Raw genomic sequence first — 20,320 nt, 5'->3', positions numbered from 1 at the left:
CGCCATGCCGACATATCCGCAGCGGCTGCCAGGGTTTCATTTCACCAAGAGCAGACCGGCCCCGGTGAGCACAATATTCAACAACGCCAGCGGAATCAGGATCTTCCAGCCGAGCCGCATTAACTGGTCAAACCGGAACCTGGGTATCGTCCAGCGCACCCAGAGAAACAAAAAGAGGAAGAATCCGGTCTTGAGCGCGAAGGCGAGCAGTGACAACAGCACTCCCCAATGGCCCAGCGCCGCCTCATCGACCCATGGAAAATCCCAGCCGCCAAAAAAGAGGGTGGCCAGAAGCGCCGAGGTGGTGATCAGAGCGACATATTCTCCCATAAAAAACATCGCGAACTTCATCGAGCTGTACTCGGTGTGGTAGCCGCCGACCAGCTCGGGTTCGGATTCAGCCAGGTCGAAGGGAAGCCGGTTGGCCTCCGCAAAGGAGGTGACCAGAAAAATGATAAAGGCCAGGGGCTGCAAAAAAATGTTCCAGCGCGGCAAAAAACCGAACAGCAGGCCGCTCTGATACTCAACGATGGTGCTGAGTCGCAGCGAGCCGCTGATCATGACGATGCCAATGATCGACATACCCAGTGAAAGTTCGTAGCTGATCATCTGGGCTGAGGCACGCAGGCCGCCGAGGAAGGGATATTTGCTGTTCGAGGCCCAGCCGCCGATGACCACGCCATAAACGCCGAGAGAGACCAGGGCGAAGATATAGAGAATGCCGATATTGAGGTCGATAATCTGCAGCGAAATCGTCCGTCCGAAGAGCTCAACGGCATGGCCGAAAGGGATGGCCGCGAAGGTCATCAAGGCGGGCACGAGCACCAGCAGGGGTGCGACGGTATAGAGCCATTTGTCCGCTCCGGCCGGAAAGATCTCCTCCTTGAAAAAGAACTTGATGCCATCGGCCACGGCCTGGAAGAGTCCTTCCGGTCCGACGCGATTGGGACCGAGGCGGTCCTGGATGAAGGCACTGACGCGGCGTTCGGCCAGTTCCATGATCATCAGGATGATCAGATTGACCACGATGACGACGATGATCTTGGCCAGAATGATGCCGATATCGATCCAGGCAAATCCCAACTCGTTCATACCGGTTCCTTAGCTCAATTGAATGCCAACATCCGCCAGCTTGAAATACGATAGACCCGTAAAGGCCGGGAGGCGGCTGGCGAGGTCGTTGAAGAGATCCGCGGCCGAAGTCAGCGGCAGCGGCTGCTGCAGAAGAGCGGCCAGGGCGTTCACGGTTTCCCAGACTGGACGGACGCCGGTGGGAGGCTGGAGCGCGGCATGGATTCGCTGCACACGGCCCTGCGCGTTGACAAAGGTCCCCTCCTGTTCGGCGTAGCCGGCCCTAGGCAGGACTAGGTCCGCGGCGCGGGTGAGATCGTCTTCCGCCAGGCTCCAGACCACGAGGGTGTCCAGTTTGGCGAGCAGCGCGTGCTGTTCAGGGGTGAGTGAGGTTGCCGGGCCGCCGATCATGAAAAGGGTTCTGATCCCGCCCTCTTTCAATTTCTCCCAGAGGTCCCGGTTGCTGCCTAGAGCCAGTTCCGCCCCGCGTCGGTTCGGGCTTTTATCGGCGCGAAGAGTGAAACCGCTTTTATAAATGGTATCGCTGCCCGCCGTCGCCGGGGCGTCGATCAAGATTTGCCTCACGCCCAGGCCATCCGCGAAAAGTCGGCGCAGCATATAGTTATCCTCCACCGTGGCGTGGGCCGACCCGGCGATGCCCACCTCCGCCAGCTCCTGCGCTGCCAGCAGCGGGCGCAAGCGAGCGGCGATGGCCTGCAACGTCGCCTCCTGGCTCAAGCGGACGCCCTGCTTGTCGTGCGGTGCAAGCACGCGCTCATCCTTTTCGCCGGCATGGTAGCTGTAGCGGCCGTCGTCGCAGATCCAGGGACCGTTGACGGCCTGATTTTCGCGCGAGCGGATGCGGTATATTTTATTGTCCTTGTGCTCGATGAAGATGTTGCAGCCGCTGCTGCAGCCCGGGCAGATGCTCCGCGTGCGCTGGAGGTTCCAGACGCGGGCGTTGAAAAGGAAATCCTTGTCGATGAGGCAGCCCACCGGGCAGATTTCGACGATATTGCCGGTCATCTTGTGGGTCAGGCCGCGCCCGGGAAAGATGGAGATATCACTTTGGTAGCCGCGGTTCTCGACGATCAGCCAGGGCTCGCCGACCACATCTTCATAAAACCGCACGCAGCGGGTGCAAAGGACGCAACGGTTGCGGTAGAGAATAATGTTGCCGCCGAGATCCTTGGGCGGCCGCTCGCGTTTGGCTTCCACCATGCGGCTGTGGGCGGAACCGTATTTGAAGGTATAATCCTGGAGCAGGCATTCCCCGGCCTTGTCGCAAACCGGACAGTCGAGAGGGTGGTTGATGAGGAAGAACTCGAGCATGCTACGGCGGGCATCCCGGACCTCTTCGGTTTGGGTGTGCACCACCATCCCTTCCTTCACCTCGGTGGCACAGGAGAGGACCAGCTTGGGGCTGCCCTCCAGCTCAACCAGGCACATACGGCAGCTGCCGGCGATGGTCAGGGCCGGATGATAGCAATAATGGGGAATTTCGATGCCATGAGCCAGGGCCGCCTTGAGGATGGAGGTCCCGGGCTCTACAGTGATCTCTTTTTCGTCTAGCTTGAAAGTGGGCATGGATTCGTTCTGTCGTTAGAGGTCCGGTTATTTGCGCTGCGGACAGTGGCCGAGTTCAGCGTGGGCGGCGAACTCGTCGCGAAACTGTTTGAGGAAACTAGCCGCCGGCATTGCCGCTGCATCGCCGAGCGGGCAGATAGTGCGAAAATTGATGTGCCGGGCGATATCCTCCAGAAGCGGCAGATCCTTGGAGCGGCCGCCGCCCATCTCGAGGCGTTTCAGGATCTTGGCCATCCAGGCCGTGCCTTCGCGGCAAGGGGTGCACTGGCCGCAGGACTCGTGGGCGTAAAACCGCTCGAGATTGTAGAGGGCGTTGACCATGCAGGTCTCCTCGTCCATCACGATTACCCCGGCGGAGCCCAGCATGGAGCCGGCCGCGGCCAGAGACTCGAAATCCATGCGCACGTCGATCTGATCGGCTCGCAGCACCGGCACCGAGGAGCCGCCGGGAATGACCGCCTTTAGTTTTTTACCACCGCGGATGCCCCCACAGTCGTCGTAGATCAGCTCCTTGAGGTTCTTGCCCATCGGGAATTCGTAGAGTCCGGGGCGGTTGACATGGCCGCTGACGCAATAGAGCTTGGGGCCGGTATTTTTGGCATCGGGGCCGATGGCGGCGAACCACGCGGCGCCGCGGTTGATGATCAACGGCAGGTTGGCGAGGGTTTCGACGTTGTTGACGACCGTCGGGCTCTTGAAGGCCCCGACGATCGCTGGAAAGGGCGGTTTCAGGCGCGGCCAGCCGCGCTTGCCCTCGAGTGACTCGAGCAGGCCGGTCTCCTCGCCGCAGATGTAGGCGCCGGCGCCGCGGTGGACGGTGACCTGGAGGTTGTAACCGCTGCCGAGGATATTATGGCCGAGCAGGTTCTTCGCCTCCGCCGCGGCGATAGCGGCCTCCAGAACCTGCGCGCCCATGGCGAATTCGCCGCGGATGTAGATATAAGCGCTGTGGGCGGCGATGGCGAACGAGGCGATGGCGATGCCCTCGAGGAGCATGTGCGGCTCATGCTCGATCAGATAACGGTCCTTGAAGGTGCCGGGTTCGGACTCATCCGCGTTGCAAACCAAGTACTTCGGCTTTTCCGAATCGCGCGGCACAAAACTCCATTTCATTCCGGTTGGGAAGCCGGCCCCGCCGCGGCCGCGCAGCCCCGATTTCTTTACCTCCTCAATGACCGCAGATGGATCGCCCTGCTGCACGACCTTCTTCCAGGCCGACCAACCCTGGTTGGCCAAATAGAAATCCAGTTCCCTCGATTCCGGGTTGCCGATATTGTGGAGGAAATATTTCTCGCTCATGCGCCTCTATCCTGCCTGATCAGGGCAATTTCGCCAAAATGTCGTCGATCTTCGCGACGGTCAGATTCTCGTAATACACGTCATTGATCTGCATTACCGGGGCGGTGCCGCAAGAGCCCAGGCACTCCACTTTCTTGAGGGTGAACTTTTTATCGGGCGTGGTCTCCCCCACCTTGATCCCCAGCCTCTGTTCGAGATGATCGGCCAGGGATTCAGCACCGAGCAACGCGCAGGAGAGGGTGGCACAAATCTGGATCACATAGCGTCCCTCCTCTTGCCGTGGATAGAGGGTATAGAAGGAGACCACATCCATGACCTGGAGGGGGGATAGCCCGAGCAGCCCAGCGACATACTCCATCACCTCCGGGGTCAGGGTTCCAAATTCGGATCGGGCGATGTGGAGCACCGGAAGAAGCGCCGCTTCTTTATCGGGGTAATGATCGAGGAGTTGGGCTACCCTCGCCAGGTCTGCATCGCTGAATGCCATACTCATCTTTTCTGGTCCTCGGGAATTAGCGGTCGAGCTCGCCCGCGATAATGTTCAGGCTGCTGAGCACGGCCACGGTGTCGGAGAGGAGGCGGCCGCGCAGCAAACTGGGAATGATCTGAAAGTTATAGAATGAGGGGGGCCGCACCCGGAAGCGGTAGGGGCCATTACCCTCATTGCTGATGATGTGAAAGCCAAGCTCGCCGTTGGGAGCTTCGGTGGGGATGTAAGCCTCGCCCTTGACCGCCCGGGCGCCACGGTTGAGCATAATGATTTCGAACTGGTGGATCAGTCCTTCGATCGAGCCATAGACCTCATCCTTGGTGGGCAGGATCAGCTTGGAATCCGCATCAGCATAGAGTTCGCCCTCCGGGAAGTTGGCGATGGCCTGGCGGATGATGCGGACCGACTGGCGCATCTCCTCGAGGCGCACGATATAGCGGTCCCAGACATCGCCGGTGTTGCCGACGGGAATATCGAAATCGAAATCCTCATAGCCGGAATAGGGGGCCGCCTCGCGCAGGTCGAAGGGGATGCCGCTGGCACGCAGGGAGGGGCCGGTGATGCCGTAATCGGCCGCGGCGGCGGGGGTGATGATGCCGACCTCCCGGGTACGGCCGAGGTAGATCGAGTTGTGCGAGAGCAGCCGGTCCACCTCATCGACGGTCTTGAGCAGGCCATCGCAGACGGCGAGGGTGCGTGGGAAAAAGTCGTCAGGGATGCCGCGATCGCGGGCGAAGCCGCCGACGCGGGCGTAGCTGACGGTGAGCCGGGTGCCGGTGAGGAGTTCAAAGAGATTGTAAATATTCTCGCGCTCGCGAATAAGATAGAGCAGCGCCGTGAAGGCGCCCAGGTCCATGGCGTGGGTGCCGATGCAGACGGCGTGGTCCATGAGGCGGCCGAGCTCGGCGAGGATCACGCGGAAATACTGTGCTCGCTTGCTCACCTCGAGGCCGAAGAGTTTTTCGACCGAAAGGATGTAGGCGAGGTTATTATTGAAGGGCGAGACGTAATTCATACGATCGGTGATGGTGACCACCTGATTGTAAGTGCGGTACTCGCCCAGCTTTTCGAAACCGTGGTGCAGATAACCAATTTCGGGGGTGCAGTCGATGATCTGCTCGCCATCCAGCTCAAGGAGCAACCGCAGGGTGCCGTGGGTGGCGGGATGCGAAGGCCCGAAGTTAAGGAAGAGCCGTTCCTCCTGGGGCTGGTAGACGAAATCGTGGAAATTGGGCTCGGGGGTATCTAGGGCTTGCTCTTTTTTATTCATGCGCTTCCCGACGGCGGCCGCTGCCGCCTATCTTGTTTGGTCTTGGGATTTTCGATCTTTTCAAAGTTCTCCCGGTAACCGATGCCCTGGAGAGGAAAATCCTTGCGCAACGGGAATCCGCTGAAGTCATCCGGGCAGAGAATGCGGCTCATGTTCGGATGGCCGGTGAACGTGATGCCGTACATATCATAGACCTCCCGTTCGGCCCAGTTGGCAGCGGACCAGAGGGGGGTGACGCTCTCGAGGTGCGGATCCTGCTCCGGGACCCAGATGTGCACACGCACACGGTGGTTGAGCGGTCTTGAATAGAGCGAAAAGATCACCCCGTAGCGCTCTTCGCCTCCCATTTCGAGGTAATCTACACCGAAAAGGTCCATGAGATAGTCGAATTGAAGGCCGTTCTCCTCCTTGAGAAAGCGGAGTAAGGCCATTTGCTCCTCCCTGGGGGCGGTGATCACCAGCTGCCCGTCCGCGGCCTCGCTAATGCGGAGATGGCCGCCAAAGCGTGCGCTGATCGTGACGAGGATATCCTGATTCGTGGCCATATCATTCCATCCCGATGGGTTGAAGGCGCTCAGCGGTATTCTCGTGACCGCTCTTTTTCGATTTTTTGCTGGATTTTCATCACGGCGTCAATCACGGTCTCGGGCCGTGGCGGGCACCCCGGCACATAGGCATCCACCGGGATGAAATTATCAATCCCCTGGACGGTCGAGTAGGTGTCAAAGACTCCGCCGGAGGAGGCGCAGGCTCCCATCGAAATCACCCACTTGGGATCGGGCATCTGGCGGTAGATTTGCTGCAAAATACGGATCATCTTGATATTGACGCGTCCGGCGACGATGAGCAGGTCGGACTGGCGCGGCGAGAACCGCATCGCCTCGGCGCCGAACCGGCCCATATCGTACTTGGGCCCGAGGACGCACATGAACTCGATGGCGCAGCAGGCGGTGCCGAAGGGCATGGGCCAGAGGGAGTTCTTACGGCCCCAATTGATCACCGCATCGAGGGTGGTGGTAAGGATGCCTTCTGGCAGTCTGCTCTCTATTCCCATTCCAGCGCTCCTTTTTTCCAGGCGTAGAGGAAACCGGCCAGCAGCATGGCGATAAAGACGATCATCTCCACGAAGATGAATCCGCCGAGGGAGAGGTACTGGCGGTAGACCACAGCCCAGGGGTAGAAGAAGACCAGCTCGATATCAAAAAGGACAAAGAGCATGGCGATGACATAGTAACGGATCGAAAAACGGACGCGCGGGCCACCCACCGGGATCTTGCCGGACTCGTAGGCCGAGAGCTTGACCGGGTTGGGCCGGCTGGGGCCGAAAAGATGGGTCAGGAGGAGTATGGCGACGCCCATGATCGCGGCAATCGCGAAGAGAAGCAGGATCGGAATCAGATCTTGCAACATGCGGGGCCTCTGAACAGGAAAAGGAAGGGTATGCCGTGTTGTCTCCGCGCAGGAGGCACGGATTTTCGTGTGCAAGGTAGGCTGCAGCCCGGATGGATCATTTCAGCAGCCGGTGCAAATAAAATAAGCGGTTGATTTTCAAAAAGCAAGGTAATTATTTGAGCCGCAGGCCGCAGGGGCGAATCTCGCGCGGAGTGGCGGAGGCGTTGAGCTTCTGCGCTTCCCCCGCCCTGCGGCCGGACACGACGCTGTGGACGAACCCGCGGCCACCCGGCCGGCCCCAGCAGCAAGCCGGGCCGCAACCGGATGAAAATAATTCAGAAAATACTTGCATATTTGTTTAAAACATCGTATAATAATGCACCATAAATGTACGCTTGTGCCCGCCTTTCTAAATCGGTAATGGAGTTTGTTAGACAACAGATCCAAGGAATCGTGTAGAATGGCAGAAGAGGCTATTCACGCGATTTTTTTATGCCCTGGCGAGACGAGTAAAGTGGTACACAGTAATTCATCTTTTTTAAGCAAGGAGTTTCCAGATGGAAACAGGAACTGTCAAGTGGTTTAATGCCTCCAAGGGCTACGGCTTCATCACCCGCGAACAAGGCGGCGATGTCTTCGTCCATTTCAACGCCATTCAGGGCACCGGCTACCGCACCCTCGATGAGGGCGACAAGGTGGAGTTCGAGGTCACCCAGGGCGCCAAGGGTCTGCAGGCTGAAAAAGTCACCAAACTGTAAGCTTGACATAAAAACAAAAAAAATCCCGGTCCTTTCGGATCGGGATTTTTTTTTGCCCTCGGGCTTTAGCTCATATTTTTGACAGGGCAAACATCCCCGGGATTCTGAAAATTGCATTCGCCCCAGGCTGGACACCAGGTGCCGCAGATCAACGCCGAACCGTCGATCTCGCGCGCTGTCGTACGCTTCAGCTCGTAGCGCGCTGGCGGCTGGTTCTTGACCTGACAAAGGCCATGGATGATCTCGTCTATACGCCGCATCACCGGGGTGGTGGGATCCAGGGCAAAAAGGCGGTTGGCACGGATAGCCGCGCGAATGACCGGATCGAAGGAAACCGCACCGCTGATCTCCGCCCGCACGCCCACTTCATGGGCGAGATAGGTATTGAGCAAGTGCATCTCCTTGCGATAGTGATCATCGGTCACCTGATTAAAGAGCACGCGCAAGGAGAAACTGCCAGCCACCCGGCGCATCATCTCGTCCGCTGAAATCCCGAGCTGCTTAAAGCGGGCAGCGGCCATTTCAACCAGCGGCGTTTCCTCCCTCTCGCCGGATTGCAGGGCGCTGCGGCTGGGGCTCAGGCTCTCCACCGCCAGCTGCAGTTTCTGCTTGGCGACTGACTTGACGAACTTGGCCAGATTCTCCAGAGCCGTCGGTTCCGCGGTGGAAACCACCAGATTCAGGTCCGCGGTCGAAAAATAGCTCAATTCGCGCAGGTCGGTGCGAGGGCCAAAATCAAGCAGCACATATTCTGCATCGAGGCTGCGCAGGGCGCGGATGAACCGGATGCGCCGCAGAATGGTCGCCTGATCGGCATCATGAGCGGTTTCAGGCGCGGTGATCAGGCGGAGATTGGGCACGCTGGTCGGCAGCGCGGCCTCGGAAAGAGCCTGTTGCCCGTCGACGAGGCGCCAGATGTTGGGCGAAGCCTGACGCAATGCGAAGAGCTGCCGCTGGTTGGCCCCGTCAAAATCGGCGTCCACTATCACCACCCGCTTGCCGCTCCGGGCCAGGGCCACACCCAGCAGGGCTGTGAGCACCGATTTGCCCACCCCGCCCTTGCCGCCGGCGATCGCCCAGAGTTTGGCGCGACGCAGGTGGCCATTATTGCGAATGAACGGTTGCATGCCCTCGAGATACCCCGCCTCACAGCGGCGTTGTTCGCCATCCTTCAGCACATCATGCGGGTACAGAAGCCCTTGCACCGCCCACAAGGCCAGAGCGTAGGAACTCAAGGGGCCGATGATATGCTCTTCGTGTTCGATGGTCCAAACTCGTGCTTGCGTTTTCATAAGAGCCCGTATCCAATTGCTCCACACTGATACAGTGTACTGCAGCAACTCATTTTCCGCCCTTCCGCAAAGCCCCGGTTGATACAGGCGATTCTTGCAGCAGTGTTGCTATTAAAGGTATTATAGTTACAGCTCTATGGCCCGAACCGGCGCTCGGTGCTTATCCATGGCTGGCCAGAGTAACTGCCATGCAAATGGAGCAAAGTCCGTGCCATATAGTGCGATTTCGGCCGATGCCGACACCCCCGGCACGGCTCTCACGAGCGTCGCGCCGGGCAGAGTGGCTTGGGGTGCGGTACAGCAGAAGCAGGGTGGATGCGGATGCAAGGGGATGCAATGCAATGCTGCAGAGGAACGGAATCGACAGCGGTTACCGCTTGGCCCCAAGCGATGCGCCGACCGACTCGGCCACATCCAGCAAGGGGGAATCGTCTGGCACGGTGCGCGAGCGGCCGCCCACCTCGGTGATGGGTACCGAAACGATATCGGTGCCGCGCAGCGCCACCATGCGGTTGAACTGGCCGGAAGCGACCAGGTCGGCCGCGCCGACGCCAAAACGGGTCGCAAGGATGCGGTCATTGGCCGTCGGCGGTCCGCCGCGCTGAAGATGACCCAGCACCGTCGCGCGCGTCTCCAGACCGGTGAGATCCTCGATGTCATTGCCCAGCTTGATGGAGACACCGCCGAGACGGATCGATTCATGGCTGTCCTTGACCACACGGCTGACCACCACCTCACCGCCTCTGGGCTTGGCACCCTCCGAGACCGCAACGATACTGAAACGCTTGCCGTAACGGCTGCGCGCGACCACCCGTTCGCAAATGTACTCCAGATCGTACTCCATCTCCGGCAGGATGATCACATCGGCGCCGCCAGCGATCCCCGCGGAGATGGTCAGCCAGCCGGCGTAACGGCCCATGATCTCCACCAACATGACGCGATGGTGGGATTGTGCCGTGGTATGAATCCGGTCGATTGCATCGGTGGCAATGGAGACAGCCGTATCGAAACCGAAGGTGACGTCGGTCCCGTAAAGATCGTTGTCAATCGTCTTCGGCACGCCCACGACCGGCACGCCCTTCTCCACCAGTTTGCGCGAAATGGACATCGAGCCATCCCCGCCGATACAAACCAGGGCATCCAATTGCCATTGGTCAATGTTGGCGATCGTCTGCGCCGAAACATCTTCCTTCACGATCCGGTCGCCGATCACAGTGGCCTGGGCGAAGGGATCGGCCTTGTTGGAGGTGCCTAGAATGGTGCCGCCTCTCTGCAGGATCCCGGATACATCTTCATAATTGAGCTTGCGCATCCGGTTCTGGATCAAGCCCTCGAAGCCATCCTCGATACCGATGACCTCGATGTCGGCCTTGAGCATCAGGGATTTGGCGACCGCGCGAATGACCGCATTCAGCCCGGGGCAATCCCCGCCCGCGGTCAGCACACCCACCCTGCGTACTGTAGGGACAGACATGAACAAGCCTCCCGTTCGTAAAGTAAAAGGACTCTCCAGTATACAGCATAATTTGGAAATTTCAAAGGGTTAAAATCGGGGTTTCGAGATCATTCCGCACCGCAACCGGAGCGCCGTCGCGGCGGTATACACGCGGCAGCCGACGGCCCCAGCGCGCCATTACCTCATAAGAGACCGAATCTATCCACGCGGCAATGTCGTGCGGCGAGATCTCCTCTGCCCCATCGCGGCCCATCAAGGTCACTTCCATGCCCTCTGCCGCTTCAGAAAACTCTGTCACCCGGATGAAGCAGGCATCCATGCACAGCCCGCCGACGATGGGAGCCCTCCTGCCCCCAAGCAGCACCTCACCGATGTTGCGCAGCTTGCGGTCGTAGCCATCGGCATAGCCGATCGGCAGCACCGCAATCCGTTCACTTCTTTGCGCCATCCAGCGGCGGCCGTATCCGACGGTATCGCCGCGGCCGATCGTGCGCAGCGCGGCGATGCGCGTCTTGACCTGCATCGCAGGATGCAGATCGAAGGGGCGGCGCACCTCGCGCGATGGATAGTAGCCGTGCAGCAACAGGCCGACGCGCACCATGTCCAGATGCGCTTGGGGCAAATCGAGCACACCGCCGCTGTTGCACATATGCCAGAGCGGAATCCGGATCCCCCTGGCTTCGGTTTCACGGCGCAGGGCGGTGAAGCCGGCGATCTGCAACAGGGCGAAGCTCTTGTCCAGCCCATCCGACATCGGGAAATGGGTCATGACGCCGCAGCACTCGAGATCGGGCGATGCCGCGAGCCGTTCCAGCATGGCAGCTGCTTCCGCCAGTGGGACGCCGTAGCGGCTCATGCCGGTATCGACCTTGAGATGGATTCGGGCCTTGCGCCCGGTCCACCTTGCCTCCCGTGCAAGGGCCTCGAGCACCTCCGGCTGGTACGCCATCTGTTCGAAATCCTGCTCAAGCACCACACGAGCCTGGTGCGGAAAGATCGGGCCCATGTTGAGCAGGGGGGTGCGGACACCGGCCCGGTGCAGTTCGAGCGCTTCATCGAGCGAGACGACCGCCATCCGGGCGACGCCGAGCGCCTGCAGGTGACGTGCGACCATGACGGCCCCGGCGCCATAGGCATCGGCCTTGACCACCGCGCAAAGCTGTACCTCGCCCAGGGCGGCGCGGATCTGCCGGTAATTGGCCGTTATCGCGTCAAGGTCAATTTCGACCCAAGCGGGACGGTAAAAATGGTTTTCAGGATGCACAGGTCGATCTCATGTTGGCGCCCGAAGAGATTTTCCGCCGTCAAGTGCGGCGTTTGAAGAGGTAGAGGCTGTACTCGCCGAGATTCCAGAAAGGGGTGCGGTTGAGCAGTGCATCGATGGACCAGAGGAGGTTGCCCAGCCAGCCCTCGACCGGCAGAAAACGGTGCCGGTACCAGGCGGGATAGACAATCGAATACCCCTTGTGCCGCTTCACGGCGAATTCGGGAGCGAAGGCGCGCCGCACCTTGCGGGCTGAGCACGCCGAGCTGGCGAGCGGCCGCCCGGGGGCGTAGCCGGCCCAGGCGCCGGTCACCCGCGCCAGAGCCCGGCGCGGCCGCAGCCGCAGCAGGTTCCAGAGCATATCGAGGAGAAACCAGCGATTGACGAAGGTGAGGACCAGGGTCCCCTGCGGGGTTAAGGCACGCTCCAGAGCCGCCGCGGCGGCGCGCAGATCGGGCACGGTATTCAGCGCACCAAAATAGCAATAAATGAGATCAAAAGTCTCACCCGGAAAGAGCGTCGCAAGATCTTCCGGGGACCCCACTGCGGCGCGCGCATCGACACCGGGGAGGGCGGCGAGCTTGGCCTGCGCCTGCTCGACCATGCGCGGGGCCACATCGATGGCCCGCCAGCGCCCCTGCGGATACCGCGCCGCGAACCAGGCGATGTCAAGGCCCGGGCCGCAGCCGATCTCGAGACCGGAGCCGAAGGTAGCCGTCGTGGTGATACGGCGGAAATCAGCGCGGATGCGCTGCAGCACGGGATTGTTGCGATAATGAAGCTCGAAGAGAGGGGCTTCCGCATCGAAATACTGCGCTACCTGCGCATAATACCTCTCCCGCTCCGCGGAGGACATCATCAGGAGGCCTCCTCCAGACGTCGGGAATATTCCTGCATGATTTCGCGGTCGGTGGGATAGCCGTGCGCCTTGCTGTAGCTGCGATGGATCCCCTTGAGCAGGGCCGATCGCGTTTGCGGTTTACGGCGGTATTTCCAGCCCCAGGCCAGCCGCCACAGGCGCGGCAGCAGAAATTCCAGTCCATCCGCGAGGGGATTGCGGAAAAAGAACTCGGTGATCTTTTGACGGCGGCTTTGGCCGTGATAGACGCAGCAGGATTCGTTCGGCGCTCTGCGGTAACGTGGAAAATAGCTCGCCACCCACTCGTTATGGGCAAGAAAACGGCGGAACACCCGCAGGCCATAAAGCGGGGCCAGGCCGATCACTTCGGCGGCGGTGAAGAGGTTGCGCTCATCCAGCTCGAGGTGACTTTCCGAAAGGAGATAGTTGAAACAGAGGAGTTTGTGGCGGTTGCACCGGCTGATGCGGCGGAAAAGGGCAAGAAACAGCTTGCAAATCCAGACCCTGCGCCGGGCTGTGATGATGAAAAAATCGATGTCGCTTTCCGGGCCGGCTACGCCTTTGGAGAGGTCTCCCGAAAGATAGATGCCACGGACAAAGGGCAGATGCCGCATGCGTCCGGCGGCCTGATAGGCCATGCTCCAGAGCCGTTGGGCATGGGATTCGCCCTCCTGCCGTTTGAGGACGAGTTGCTCGCGGCCGGCCAGAAAATGCCACCCCGCCGTCATCCCCACCTGGTTGTCAAGGAGCAGCCGGTCGAGGGCGCGGTCAAATTCCTCCCGTTCCGGCTTGACCTGCATCAGAAAGCGATACAGCTGCTCCCTGCTGAGCGGATACTCAAAAATATCAAAATAGAGCAGCGTTGAGACAATGGCCGATTCGGTGGTATGCACGGCTCCCTTTCAGATTCCATGATGAGGAAAGTCCTGCAGCAACAGCCCATGCGGGCGGCTTTTGGGCCACGGATTTCCCCTCCGAATATAAAATAAAATTGGAAAAAAGTAAATATTTTCCCATATTATTTCGCTTTTTAACCCTTTTTTTGCCATCAGCGTGTCAGACAGAGCCGGAAAGGCCACCCATGCACAATAAAGCCCCCATGCCAGTATGCACACTCCTCATCGCTCTCATCGCCTTGATCGTCGCCGTTGCGGCGCTGATGATCGCGCGTGACAGCCGTCAGCTTGCCCTTTCGACGCTTCAGGTGGAGGAGGGGGAATCTCTCACCCTCCCAGTCTACGATGAAGAGCGTAGCCAATACGGCTTTCTCATCCTCTGTGAACTCGAGGTCACTAATGCAGCAGGCCCGGCCGTACTCCTGACGCGGCTCGTCAAAGCCGAGGAAGGATCCGGCTGGCTCGTTGCCCTCAAGGGGCAAACCCTTGCTGCAGTCGACCTCAAGCCGCGCCTCTTCCTGCTCGATCAACCGCTCAGGAGCTACCAGGAGAATCCGCGCCTGCTCAAGGAAAAGTGGGGTACGGATCGCAGTGCTTTGGAATTCAAACTCGCCTTGCCGGCGGGGGCCGGCAAAAAGGTCCGCTACGGCGTTTACGTTGCGCCGTATGATTCCGCCGGGGCCGCACAGGCGGAGATGGTCCTGATCTCCTTACGCCTCGAATTCGATAATGGCAAAAACCAGCTTTTCCGCCGCGCCTATCCGGTGCCACCCCTGACGCCCTGACCTCAGCAAACCGGAAATGGACAGCTTGCGGCCGCTGCCGGACTCCGGCACAGGAAGGAACCCATGAAATCCGACAAACCCCGACTTGCGCGCAACGTCATCGTCCTCGGTCTGGTCAGCCTCTGCAATGACGCCAGCAGCGAAATGATCTATCCGCTGCTCCCGCTATTTCTGACCTCAACCCTCGGTGCTACCGCCGAGATGCTCGGCCTCATCGAGGGGATTGCTGAAACCACCGCGGCTGTGCTCAAACTTTTTTCGGGCTGGCTCTCCGACCGTCTCGGCCGGCGCAAGGCGCTGACCGTGACGGGCTATACCCTTTCGGCGGTCACCCGGCCCCTCATCGCCATGGCGACGGCGGGCTGGCACGTGCTGCTCGTCCGCTTCAGTGACCGGGTGGGCAAAGGCGTCCGCACCGCACCGCGTGACGCCCTCATCGCCGATTCGACCGACGCGGCCGCTCGCGGCCGGGCCTTCGGTTTTCATCGCGCCATGGACCACGCCGGAGCGGTCTTGGGTCCCCTCCTGGCAATGGCTGTTTTGGCGCTTGCCACCGATAACTACCGGCTGGTCTTCTGGCTGGCGGTCCTGCCCGCAGCTCTGAGCGTGGCCATTCTCGTCCTCGGCGCCCGCGAGATCCGGCCTGAACGCGCTGCCACCCCTCCCTCCTTCCGGCTCTCTCTTTTCGACCGAAACTTTCACCTTTATATGGCCGTACTATTGGTATTCACCTTGGGCAATTCCAGCGATGCCTTTTTATTGTTGCGGGCGAAGGATTTAGGTGTAGCGCCGGCCCTGATTCCACTGTTGTGGGCCTTCTTCCATGTGGTCAAAATGGCCTTATCCACAGCGGGTGGCGCGCTCTCGGACCGGATCGAGCGCAGACGCGTCATCGCTCTCGGCTGGCTGCTCTACGCTCTGGTGTACCTGGGCTTCGGGCTAGCGGCCGCAAGCTGGCAGATCTGGGCTCTTTTCGCCCTCTACGGCCTCTTCTACGCCCTTACCGAAGGGGCGGAGAAAGCTCTGGTGGCCGACCTGGTCCCGCCGGAACTGCGCGGCTCAGCCTTTGGCCTTTATAACCTGGCCATCGGGCTGAGCGCACTGCCAGCCAGCGCGATCATGGGGGTGCTTTGGTACCGGTTTTCACCCCTCGCCGCATTCGCTTTCGGCGGTGGCATGGCCTTGCTGGCGGCCCTGCTGCTTTTATTCGTCGTCACCACGCGAAGCAAGGAGGTAGCACATGCGAAGTGAAAGAACCCTACTTACCCTGATGATGGCAGTGTTGTTCCTGCCGGCGGGCCCGCTGCTGGCACAGACCGGACTCGAAGGTAGTCTGGGATTCCTCGCGGGAATCCCGCAGAAAGATTTCGCGGACCAGGTGAATACCGGCGGCGGCTTCGGCGGCGAGTTCCTCTGGGCCCCCGGCGCCGGTCCGATTGCCGTGGGCATGTCGTTCAATTATCTCATTTACGGGTCCGAAACCCGCACCGAGCCCTTCTCCACCTCGATCCCCGATGTCATGGTGGACGTCACGACAACCAATTCGATCCTGCTCGGACATCTTTTCCTGCGTGCCCAGACCCGGCAGGGGGCAGTCCAGCCCTATGTGGATGGTTTGCTGGGGTTCGACTATCTCTTCACCGAGACCAGCATCAAGGATGATGACTGGCATGATGAGTGGGACGACGGCGATCACGATGTCTTCAGCACCACCAATTTCGATGACAGCGCTTTCAGCTGGGGATTCGGCGGCGGCTGCATGATACCGGTCTGGCAGGAGAGCAGCGGCAAGGTGCAGATTCTGGTCGATCTGCAGGGCCATTATTTGCGCGGGGGTGAAGCGGAGTATCTCAAAAAAGGCTCGATCCGCCGCGAGAATGGCAAGGTCAGCTACGATGTCAGCAAATCAAGGACGGATCTACTGCTCATCAAGCTGGGCGCCAGTGTCCGCTTCTAGCACAGACGTAAACCATCAAGCCCGTGCCATCCCGATGCGTACGGGCTTTTTTTATAGCGGACCGGAGACAGCCTCAGGCGATTTTGCGCACCTTGATCGTCTCGGCGATATGTCCCATCAGATCCAGCACCTGACTGGAGACCTGCTGGTCCACATCGACGATCAGATAGCCGATTTCGCCGCGAGTCTGCAGCAACTGTCCGGCGACATTGATATTGCGGCGGGCGAAGAGGTTGTTGATCTTGGCCAGGACGCCAGGCACATTATGGTGCACATGGAGAATGCGGTGGGTGTTGGCCACACGCGGCAGATCGACTTCAGGAAAATTGGTCGCCCCGGTGGTCGCGCCGGTCTGGAGGAAGCGCAGCAGCTTGTCGCTGACATAGTGGGCGATGTTGACCTGGGCTTCTTCGGTGCTGCCGCCGATATGGGGGGTGAGGATGGTATTGGCCGCACCCTGCAACGGCGAGGAAAAACTCTCCTGCGTCTGGTTCGGCTCCTCGGGAAAGACATCCACCGCTGCTCCGGCGAGGGCGCCCTGGTCCAGCGCCTCCCGCAGTGCCACCAGGTCCACCACCCGGCCCCGGCTCGAATTGATCAGACAGGCGCCCCGCTTCATCCGCCGAATCCGGGCCGCGTTCATCAGGTTGCGGGTCTCCGGGGTATCCGGCACATGCAGGGTGACCACGTCGGCGCGATCCAGCAGATCTTCCAGGCTGGCAGCCCGGGTGGCATTGCCCAACGGCAATTTGTCGACGATGTCGTGGAAGCAGACCGACATGCCGAGGCTTTCGAGCAGCACCGAGACCTGTGAACCGATGTGGCCGTAACCGATGATGCCCGCCGTCTTGCCACGGATCTCCGAACAGCCCTCGGCACTCTTAAGCCAGAGGCCGGCGTGCGCCGCCTGGCTTTTCTCCGGGATGCGCCGCATCAACATGATGATCTCGCCCACCACCAGCTCCGCGACACTGCGGGTATTACTGTAGGGCGCATTGAACACCGGGATGCCGGCTCTGGCGGCCTCCCCCAGGTCGATCTGGTTGGTGCCGATGCAAAAGGCGCCGATCACCCAAAGGCCGGGCAGGGCGGCGAGGAGCCGCGCCGTCACCCGGGTCTGCGAGCGGATGCCGAGGACCTGGACGCTGGACGCCTGGTTGCTTAGTTCCTCGGCGCGCATCGCCCCCTTGTATAGCCGCGGTTCGAGTCCCTCCCGCCGAAAGCGCTGCACCGCCTCGTCGTGAATATTTTCCAACAGCAGGATCCGGGGCTTGCCGGTGACTTCTGTATGCCCGTTCTGCTCGTAATAAACCTGCATCTTTTCGTTGGAGAGTTCCTCCTCCGAAAAAAAAAGCGGCAGCAGGTGGTCGAAACGGTCCACCACGAAATCGGCCTGGCGGCGTATCTCCTCATGAGTGCGGGCCCCGGCGTAGTAGACGAAGATCTGGGCGACATTATTCTTGCGAATAGCCAGGTCGGAAGCACTGCGGCCGACTACCGCCGTGCCGCCGGGCAGCCGGCCATCGTTCTTGAGCTGCTCGACCAGAAAACCCTTGCCGGCACTGAGGAAGAGGGGATTTTTCTCGTTGAATCCAATCACCTCCCCCTTGTAATCGTAGATCAACTGGTTGGTGAAAACATGGTCGTCGGGCACCTGCAGCGCCCGGGTCACCGGACGGACCAATTCCTCAAATCCGGTGCTGAAAATGAAAAGGCGCTTGCCCGCCTGCTGCAGCGCGGCCAGGGACTCGACCACCCAGGGATTGAGCGCCTCACGGACCCGCGCGGCTACGACCTCGACATCCGGCCGCGTCACCTGCGCCAAGGCAAAACACTGGTGCAATGCATCGGCAACGGACAGCTCGCCGATATCCGCCAGCATCGAGGTCTGGCTCAGGGTTTCCATCAAACCGGCACGGCGCCGCGGTTCCTGCCGCTGCAGCGCCTGCTCGAGAATAAGCTCCACCCCCTCGGTATGAATAAGCGTGGAATCAAAATTGAAGATAATGTTGTCTATCACGATGGTTCGTCACCCTCAGCAAAGCGTATGATGGTTGCATCGAGCAAGAAAGATAGCCAATCCCGCCATCCGAATCAAGCGAAAAATAAGACCTTGACTTTGTTGTAAAAAAATTGTAAACTTATGTTCGCATTCCGGACCTGCCCCGCTGCAGGATCCATGCCGATGTAGCTCAGCTGGCTAGAGTGCCTGACTGTGGATCAGGAGGTCATGGGTTCGAGCCCCATCATCGGTACCCGGTTTTATCCGTACATAGGTTTCGCCGTATTCTGGCTCATTATCTGTATTCCTCGTTAATGAGCTTTTTATTTTTAATGGGAGAAGGTCATGGAATTGTCCCTCAAAGGCTTCAAGGATTTGCTGCCCGCAGAGATGCTTGCGCGGGACCGGATGGTCGCGGTCATCAAGGAGGTCTTCGAATCCTACGGTTTTGTCCCGATCGCCACCCCCGCTCTTGAATACAAGCGGGTGCTGCTGGCCTACAGCGAAGCCACCGCCGAGCTGACGCGGGATGAATTTGACCATCTGCTGGTGGAGTTTCCCGCCGCCCGAACTACGTTGCAGCCGGTGCTCCGTGAGGAGGGTGGGCTCGTTTTCATCCCCCTCAGCGCGCTTTCGATCCAGCAGCAGAATGAACTGGGGGTCTCCTGCCTCGAGCGCATCGTCGGGCGGGCCATGGCCGACAAGCAGATCTATCTTTTCCAGGAGCCCGACGGCAGCGCGGTCGGCCTGCGCTTCGACCTGACGGTGCCGATGTCCCGTTTTGTCGCCGACCATCCGGAGCTCCCCCGGCCCTTCAAGCGCTATCAGTTCCAGCCGGTCTGGCGCTACGACAAACCCGATCCGGGCCGCTTCCGTGAATTCGCCCAATTCGATATCGACACGGTAGGCACCGATTCCCTCATGGCCGACGCCGAGATCATCGCCGCCATGCACGAATCTCTGGACAAGCTGGGGCTGAATTACCGCATCCGTTACAGCAGCCGCAAGGTGCTCAACTCGCTTCTCACCTACGCCAATATTCCAGCGGACCGGGCGCACGCCCTCTTCCGTATCATCGACAAGCTGGAGAAGCAGGGTCTCGAAAATATCAAGAAGGAACTCGGGCCCGGCCGCATCGATGCCTCGGGAGATCCCATCCCCGGGCTACATCTCGATACGGAGCAGATTGGGCGGATCGTGCAGTTTCTAACCATCGGCGAAGCGGGGCGCGTCAAGACCCTCAACGCCCTGAAGCGCCTCTTTGCCGAGGTCGAGGGCGCCGGAGAGGGCATCGGCGAGCTCGAAGAGATTCATCACTACCTTGATGCGATGGAGATCGCGGACCACCGTGTGATCATCGATCCTACCATCGCCCGGGGCCTCGATTACTACACCGGGCCCATTTTCGAGGCGGTCCTGATCGATGAGAAACTGGGGAATTTCGGCAGCGTTATGGGCGGCGGCCGCTACGACCACCTGATCGGCAAGTTCCTCGGCGAGGAGATTCCCGCCACCGGCGCCTCGATCGGAGTCGACCGGCTGCTCTCTGCGCTGCAAAAAATCGGCGGTGCGCCGGGCCGTCCCTCCACCGCGGAGGTCCTGGTCACCGTCATGGACCGCGAACGGATTATCGAGTATCAAAAGATCGCCAGGGAATTGCGCGCCGCCGGATTCAACACCGAACTCTACATCGGGCGGGAGAAGAGTCTCGGCAAACAGCTGAAATACGCCGACCTGCAGATGATTCCGGTCGCGGTGATCGCCGGATCCGACGAGTTCGCCGCCGGACAGGTCTCGATCAAGGACCTGCGCGCCATGCGCAGCGAGCAAAATGAGATCAAGGAACGCAGCGAGTGGGTGAAAAAGAAAGTGGGACAGGTCACCGTCGGCCGGGACCAGATGGTCGATGAAATCCGGGCGTTGCTGGCGTAGCCGGCACCGT

The 20,320-nt window shown here is 60.1% G+C and carries 19 protein-coding genes and 1 tRNA gene; 6 read left to right on the top strand and 14 right to left on the bottom strand.

All coding sequences use genetic code 11. The features are described 5' to 3' along the window. Positions 1-36: 36 nt before the first annotated feature. The 8 genes from nuoH to PLH32_04905 are packed head-to-tail and all read right to left on the bottom strand — an operon-like array spanning position 37 to position 7,127. On the bottom strand, positions 37-1,092 hold the full coding sequence (gene nuoH, locus PLH32_04940) for an NADH-quinone oxidoreductase subunit NuoH (GenBank protein ID HQJ63940.1): 1,056 nt from the start codon (positions 1,090-1,092) through the stop codon (positions 37-39). Positions 1,093-1,101: 9 nt separating this feature from the next. Next, positions 1,102-2,658 carry a 2Fe-2S iron-sulfur cluster-binding protein gene (locus PLH32_04935; GenBank protein ID HQJ63939.1) on the bottom strand — a complete coding sequence of 519 codons (1,557 nt, stop codon included), beginning with the start codon at positions 2,656-2,658 and terminating at the stop codon, positions 1,102-1,104. A 27-nt stretch (positions 2,659-2,685) separates the two neighbouring features. Continuing rightward, positions 2,686-3,957, bottom strand: coding sequence for an NADH-quinone oxidoreductase subunit NuoF (gene nuoF, locus PLH32_04930; GenBank protein HQJ63938.1), 1,272 nt, complete (start codon positions 3,955-3,957; stop codon positions 2,686-2,688). Positions 3,958-3,976: 19 nt separating this feature from the next. Then, positions 3,977-4,450: an NAD(P)H-dependent oxidoreductase subunit E gene (locus PLH32_04925; protein ID HQJ63937.1), complete on the bottom strand. Its 474-nt coding sequence runs from the start codon at positions 4,448-4,450 to the stop codon at positions 3,977-3,979. A gap of 19 nt (positions 4,451-4,469) precedes the next feature. Beyond that, a complete protein-coding gene (nuoD, locus tag PLH32_04920) occupies positions 4,470-5,717 on the bottom strand; it encodes an NADH dehydrogenase (quinone) subunit D (GenBank protein HQJ63936.1) in 1,248 nt (415 codons plus the stop codon). Continuing rightward, on the bottom strand, positions 5,714-6,262 hold the full coding sequence (locus PLH32_04915; GenBank protein HQJ63935.1) for an NADH-quinone oxidoreductase subunit C: 549 nt from the start codon (positions 6,260-6,262) through the stop codon (positions 5,714-5,716). The genes nuoD and PLH32_04915 overlap by 4 nt, the downstream gene beginning before the upstream one ends. Positions 6,263-6,291: 29 nt before the next feature. Continuing rightward, the gene (locus tag PLH32_04910) at positions 6,292-6,771 is read right to left on the bottom strand and encodes an NADH-quinone oxidoreductase subunit B family protein (GenBank protein ID HQJ63934.1); all 480 of its coding nucleotides are present in this window, start codon (positions 6,769-6,771) and stop codon (positions 6,292-6,294) included. Then, positions 6,762-7,127 (bottom strand): NADH-quinone oxidoreductase subunit A, encoded by a 366-nt coding sequence (locus PLH32_04905; GenBank protein ID HQJ63933.1) that lies wholly within the window; start codon positions 7,125-7,127, stop codon positions 6,762-6,764. Before PLH32_04905 ends, PLH32_04910 begins: the two co-directional genes overlap by 10 nt. A gap of 539 nt (positions 7,128-7,666) precedes the next feature. Here PLH32_04905 and PLH32_04900 point away from each other — a divergent pair. Beyond that, positions 7,667-7,867, top strand: a complete 201-nt coding sequence (locus PLH32_04900; GenBank protein ID HQJ63932.1) for a cold-shock protein — start codon at positions 7,667-7,669, stop codon at positions 7,865-7,867. Between the two features lie 65 nt (positions 7,868-7,932). On the opposite strand, the gene PLH32_04895 is transcribed toward PLH32_04900, so the two are convergent. From PLH32_04895 to PLH32_04875, 5 genes are all read right to left on the bottom strand, one after another. After that, positions 7,933-9,159: a P-loop NTPase gene (locus PLH32_04895; GenBank protein ID HQJ63931.1), complete on the bottom strand. Its 1,227-nt coding sequence runs from the start codon at positions 9,157-9,159 to the stop codon at positions 7,933-7,935. A gap of 370 nt (positions 9,160-9,529) precedes the next feature. Beyond that, positions 9,530-10,633 (bottom strand): ATP-dependent 6-phosphofructokinase, encoded by a 1,104-nt coding sequence (locus tag PLH32_04890; protein ID HQJ63930.1) that lies wholly within the window; start codon positions 10,631-10,633, stop codon positions 9,530-9,532. Positions 10,634-10,694: 61 nt separating this feature from the next. Beyond that, complete coding sequence (alr, locus tag PLH32_04885) at positions 10,695-11,879, bottom strand: alanine racemase (protein ID HQJ63929.1); 1,185 nt, start codon at positions 11,877-11,879, stop codon at positions 10,695-10,697. 40 nt (positions 11,880-11,919) lie between these two features. Beyond that, positions 11,920-12,738, bottom strand: coding sequence for a class I SAM-dependent methyltransferase (locus PLH32_04880; protein HQJ63928.1), 819 nt, complete (start codon positions 12,736-12,738; stop codon positions 11,920-11,922). Further along, entirely contained in the window at positions 12,738-13,631 is an 894-nt protein-coding gene (locus PLH32_04875) for a hypothetical protein (GenBank protein ID HQJ63927.1), read from the bottom strand. Before PLH32_04875 ends, PLH32_04880 begins: the two co-directional genes overlap by 1 nt. A gap of 188 nt (positions 13,632-13,819) precedes the next feature. On the opposite strand from PLH32_04875, the gene PLH32_04870 reads away from it, so the two are divergent. The 3 genes from PLH32_04870 to PLH32_04860 all read left to right on the top strand — a co-directional run bounded on the left by PLH32_04870 (position 13,820) and on the right by PLH32_04860 (position 16,376). Further along, positions 13,820-14,419, top strand: a complete 600-nt coding sequence (locus PLH32_04870) for a hypothetical protein (protein ID HQJ63926.1) — start codon at positions 13,820-13,822, stop codon at positions 14,417-14,419. 63 nt (positions 14,420-14,482) lie between these two features. Beyond that, positions 14,483-15,670 carry an MFS transporter gene (locus PLH32_04865; protein ID HQJ63925.1) on the top strand — a complete coding sequence of 396 codons (1,188 nt, stop codon included), beginning with the start codon at positions 14,483-14,485 and terminating at the stop codon, positions 15,668-15,670. Further along, the gene (locus tag PLH32_04860; protein ID HQJ63924.1) at positions 15,660-16,376 is read left to right on the top strand and encodes a hypothetical protein; all 717 of its coding nucleotides are present in this window, start codon (positions 15,660-15,662) and stop codon (positions 16,374-16,376) included. Before PLH32_04865 ends, PLH32_04860 begins: the two co-directional genes overlap by 11 nt. 73 nt (positions 16,377-16,449) lie before the next feature. Here the strand turns inward: PLH32_04860 and serA are convergent, their stop codons facing one another. After that, positions 16,450-18,396, bottom strand: a complete 1,947-nt coding sequence (gene serA / locus PLH32_04855) for a phosphoglycerate dehydrogenase (protein HQJ63923.1) — start codon at positions 18,394-18,396, stop codon at positions 16,450-16,452. Between the two features lie 161 nt (positions 18,397-18,557). Here serA and PLH32_04850 point away from each other — a divergent pair. Beyond that, positions 18,558-18,631, top strand: a tRNA-His gene (locus tag PLH32_04850). A gap of 92 nt (positions 18,632-18,723) precedes the next feature. Further along, positions 18,724-20,310 (top strand): histidine--tRNA ligase, encoded by a 1,587-nt coding sequence (gene hisS, locus PLH32_04845; GenBank protein HQJ63922.1) that lies wholly within the window; start codon positions 18,724-18,726, stop codon positions 20,308-20,310. Positions 20,311-20,320 lie beyond the last annotated feature (10 nt).

It is taken from the genome of bacterium (assembly GCA_035419245.1).
Taxonomy (GTDB): Bacteria; Zhuqueibacterota; Zhuqueibacteria; order Residuimicrobiales; family Residuimicrobiaceae; genus JAKPUX01.
This window is presented reverse-complemented; position numbering and strand designations above follow the sequence as displayed.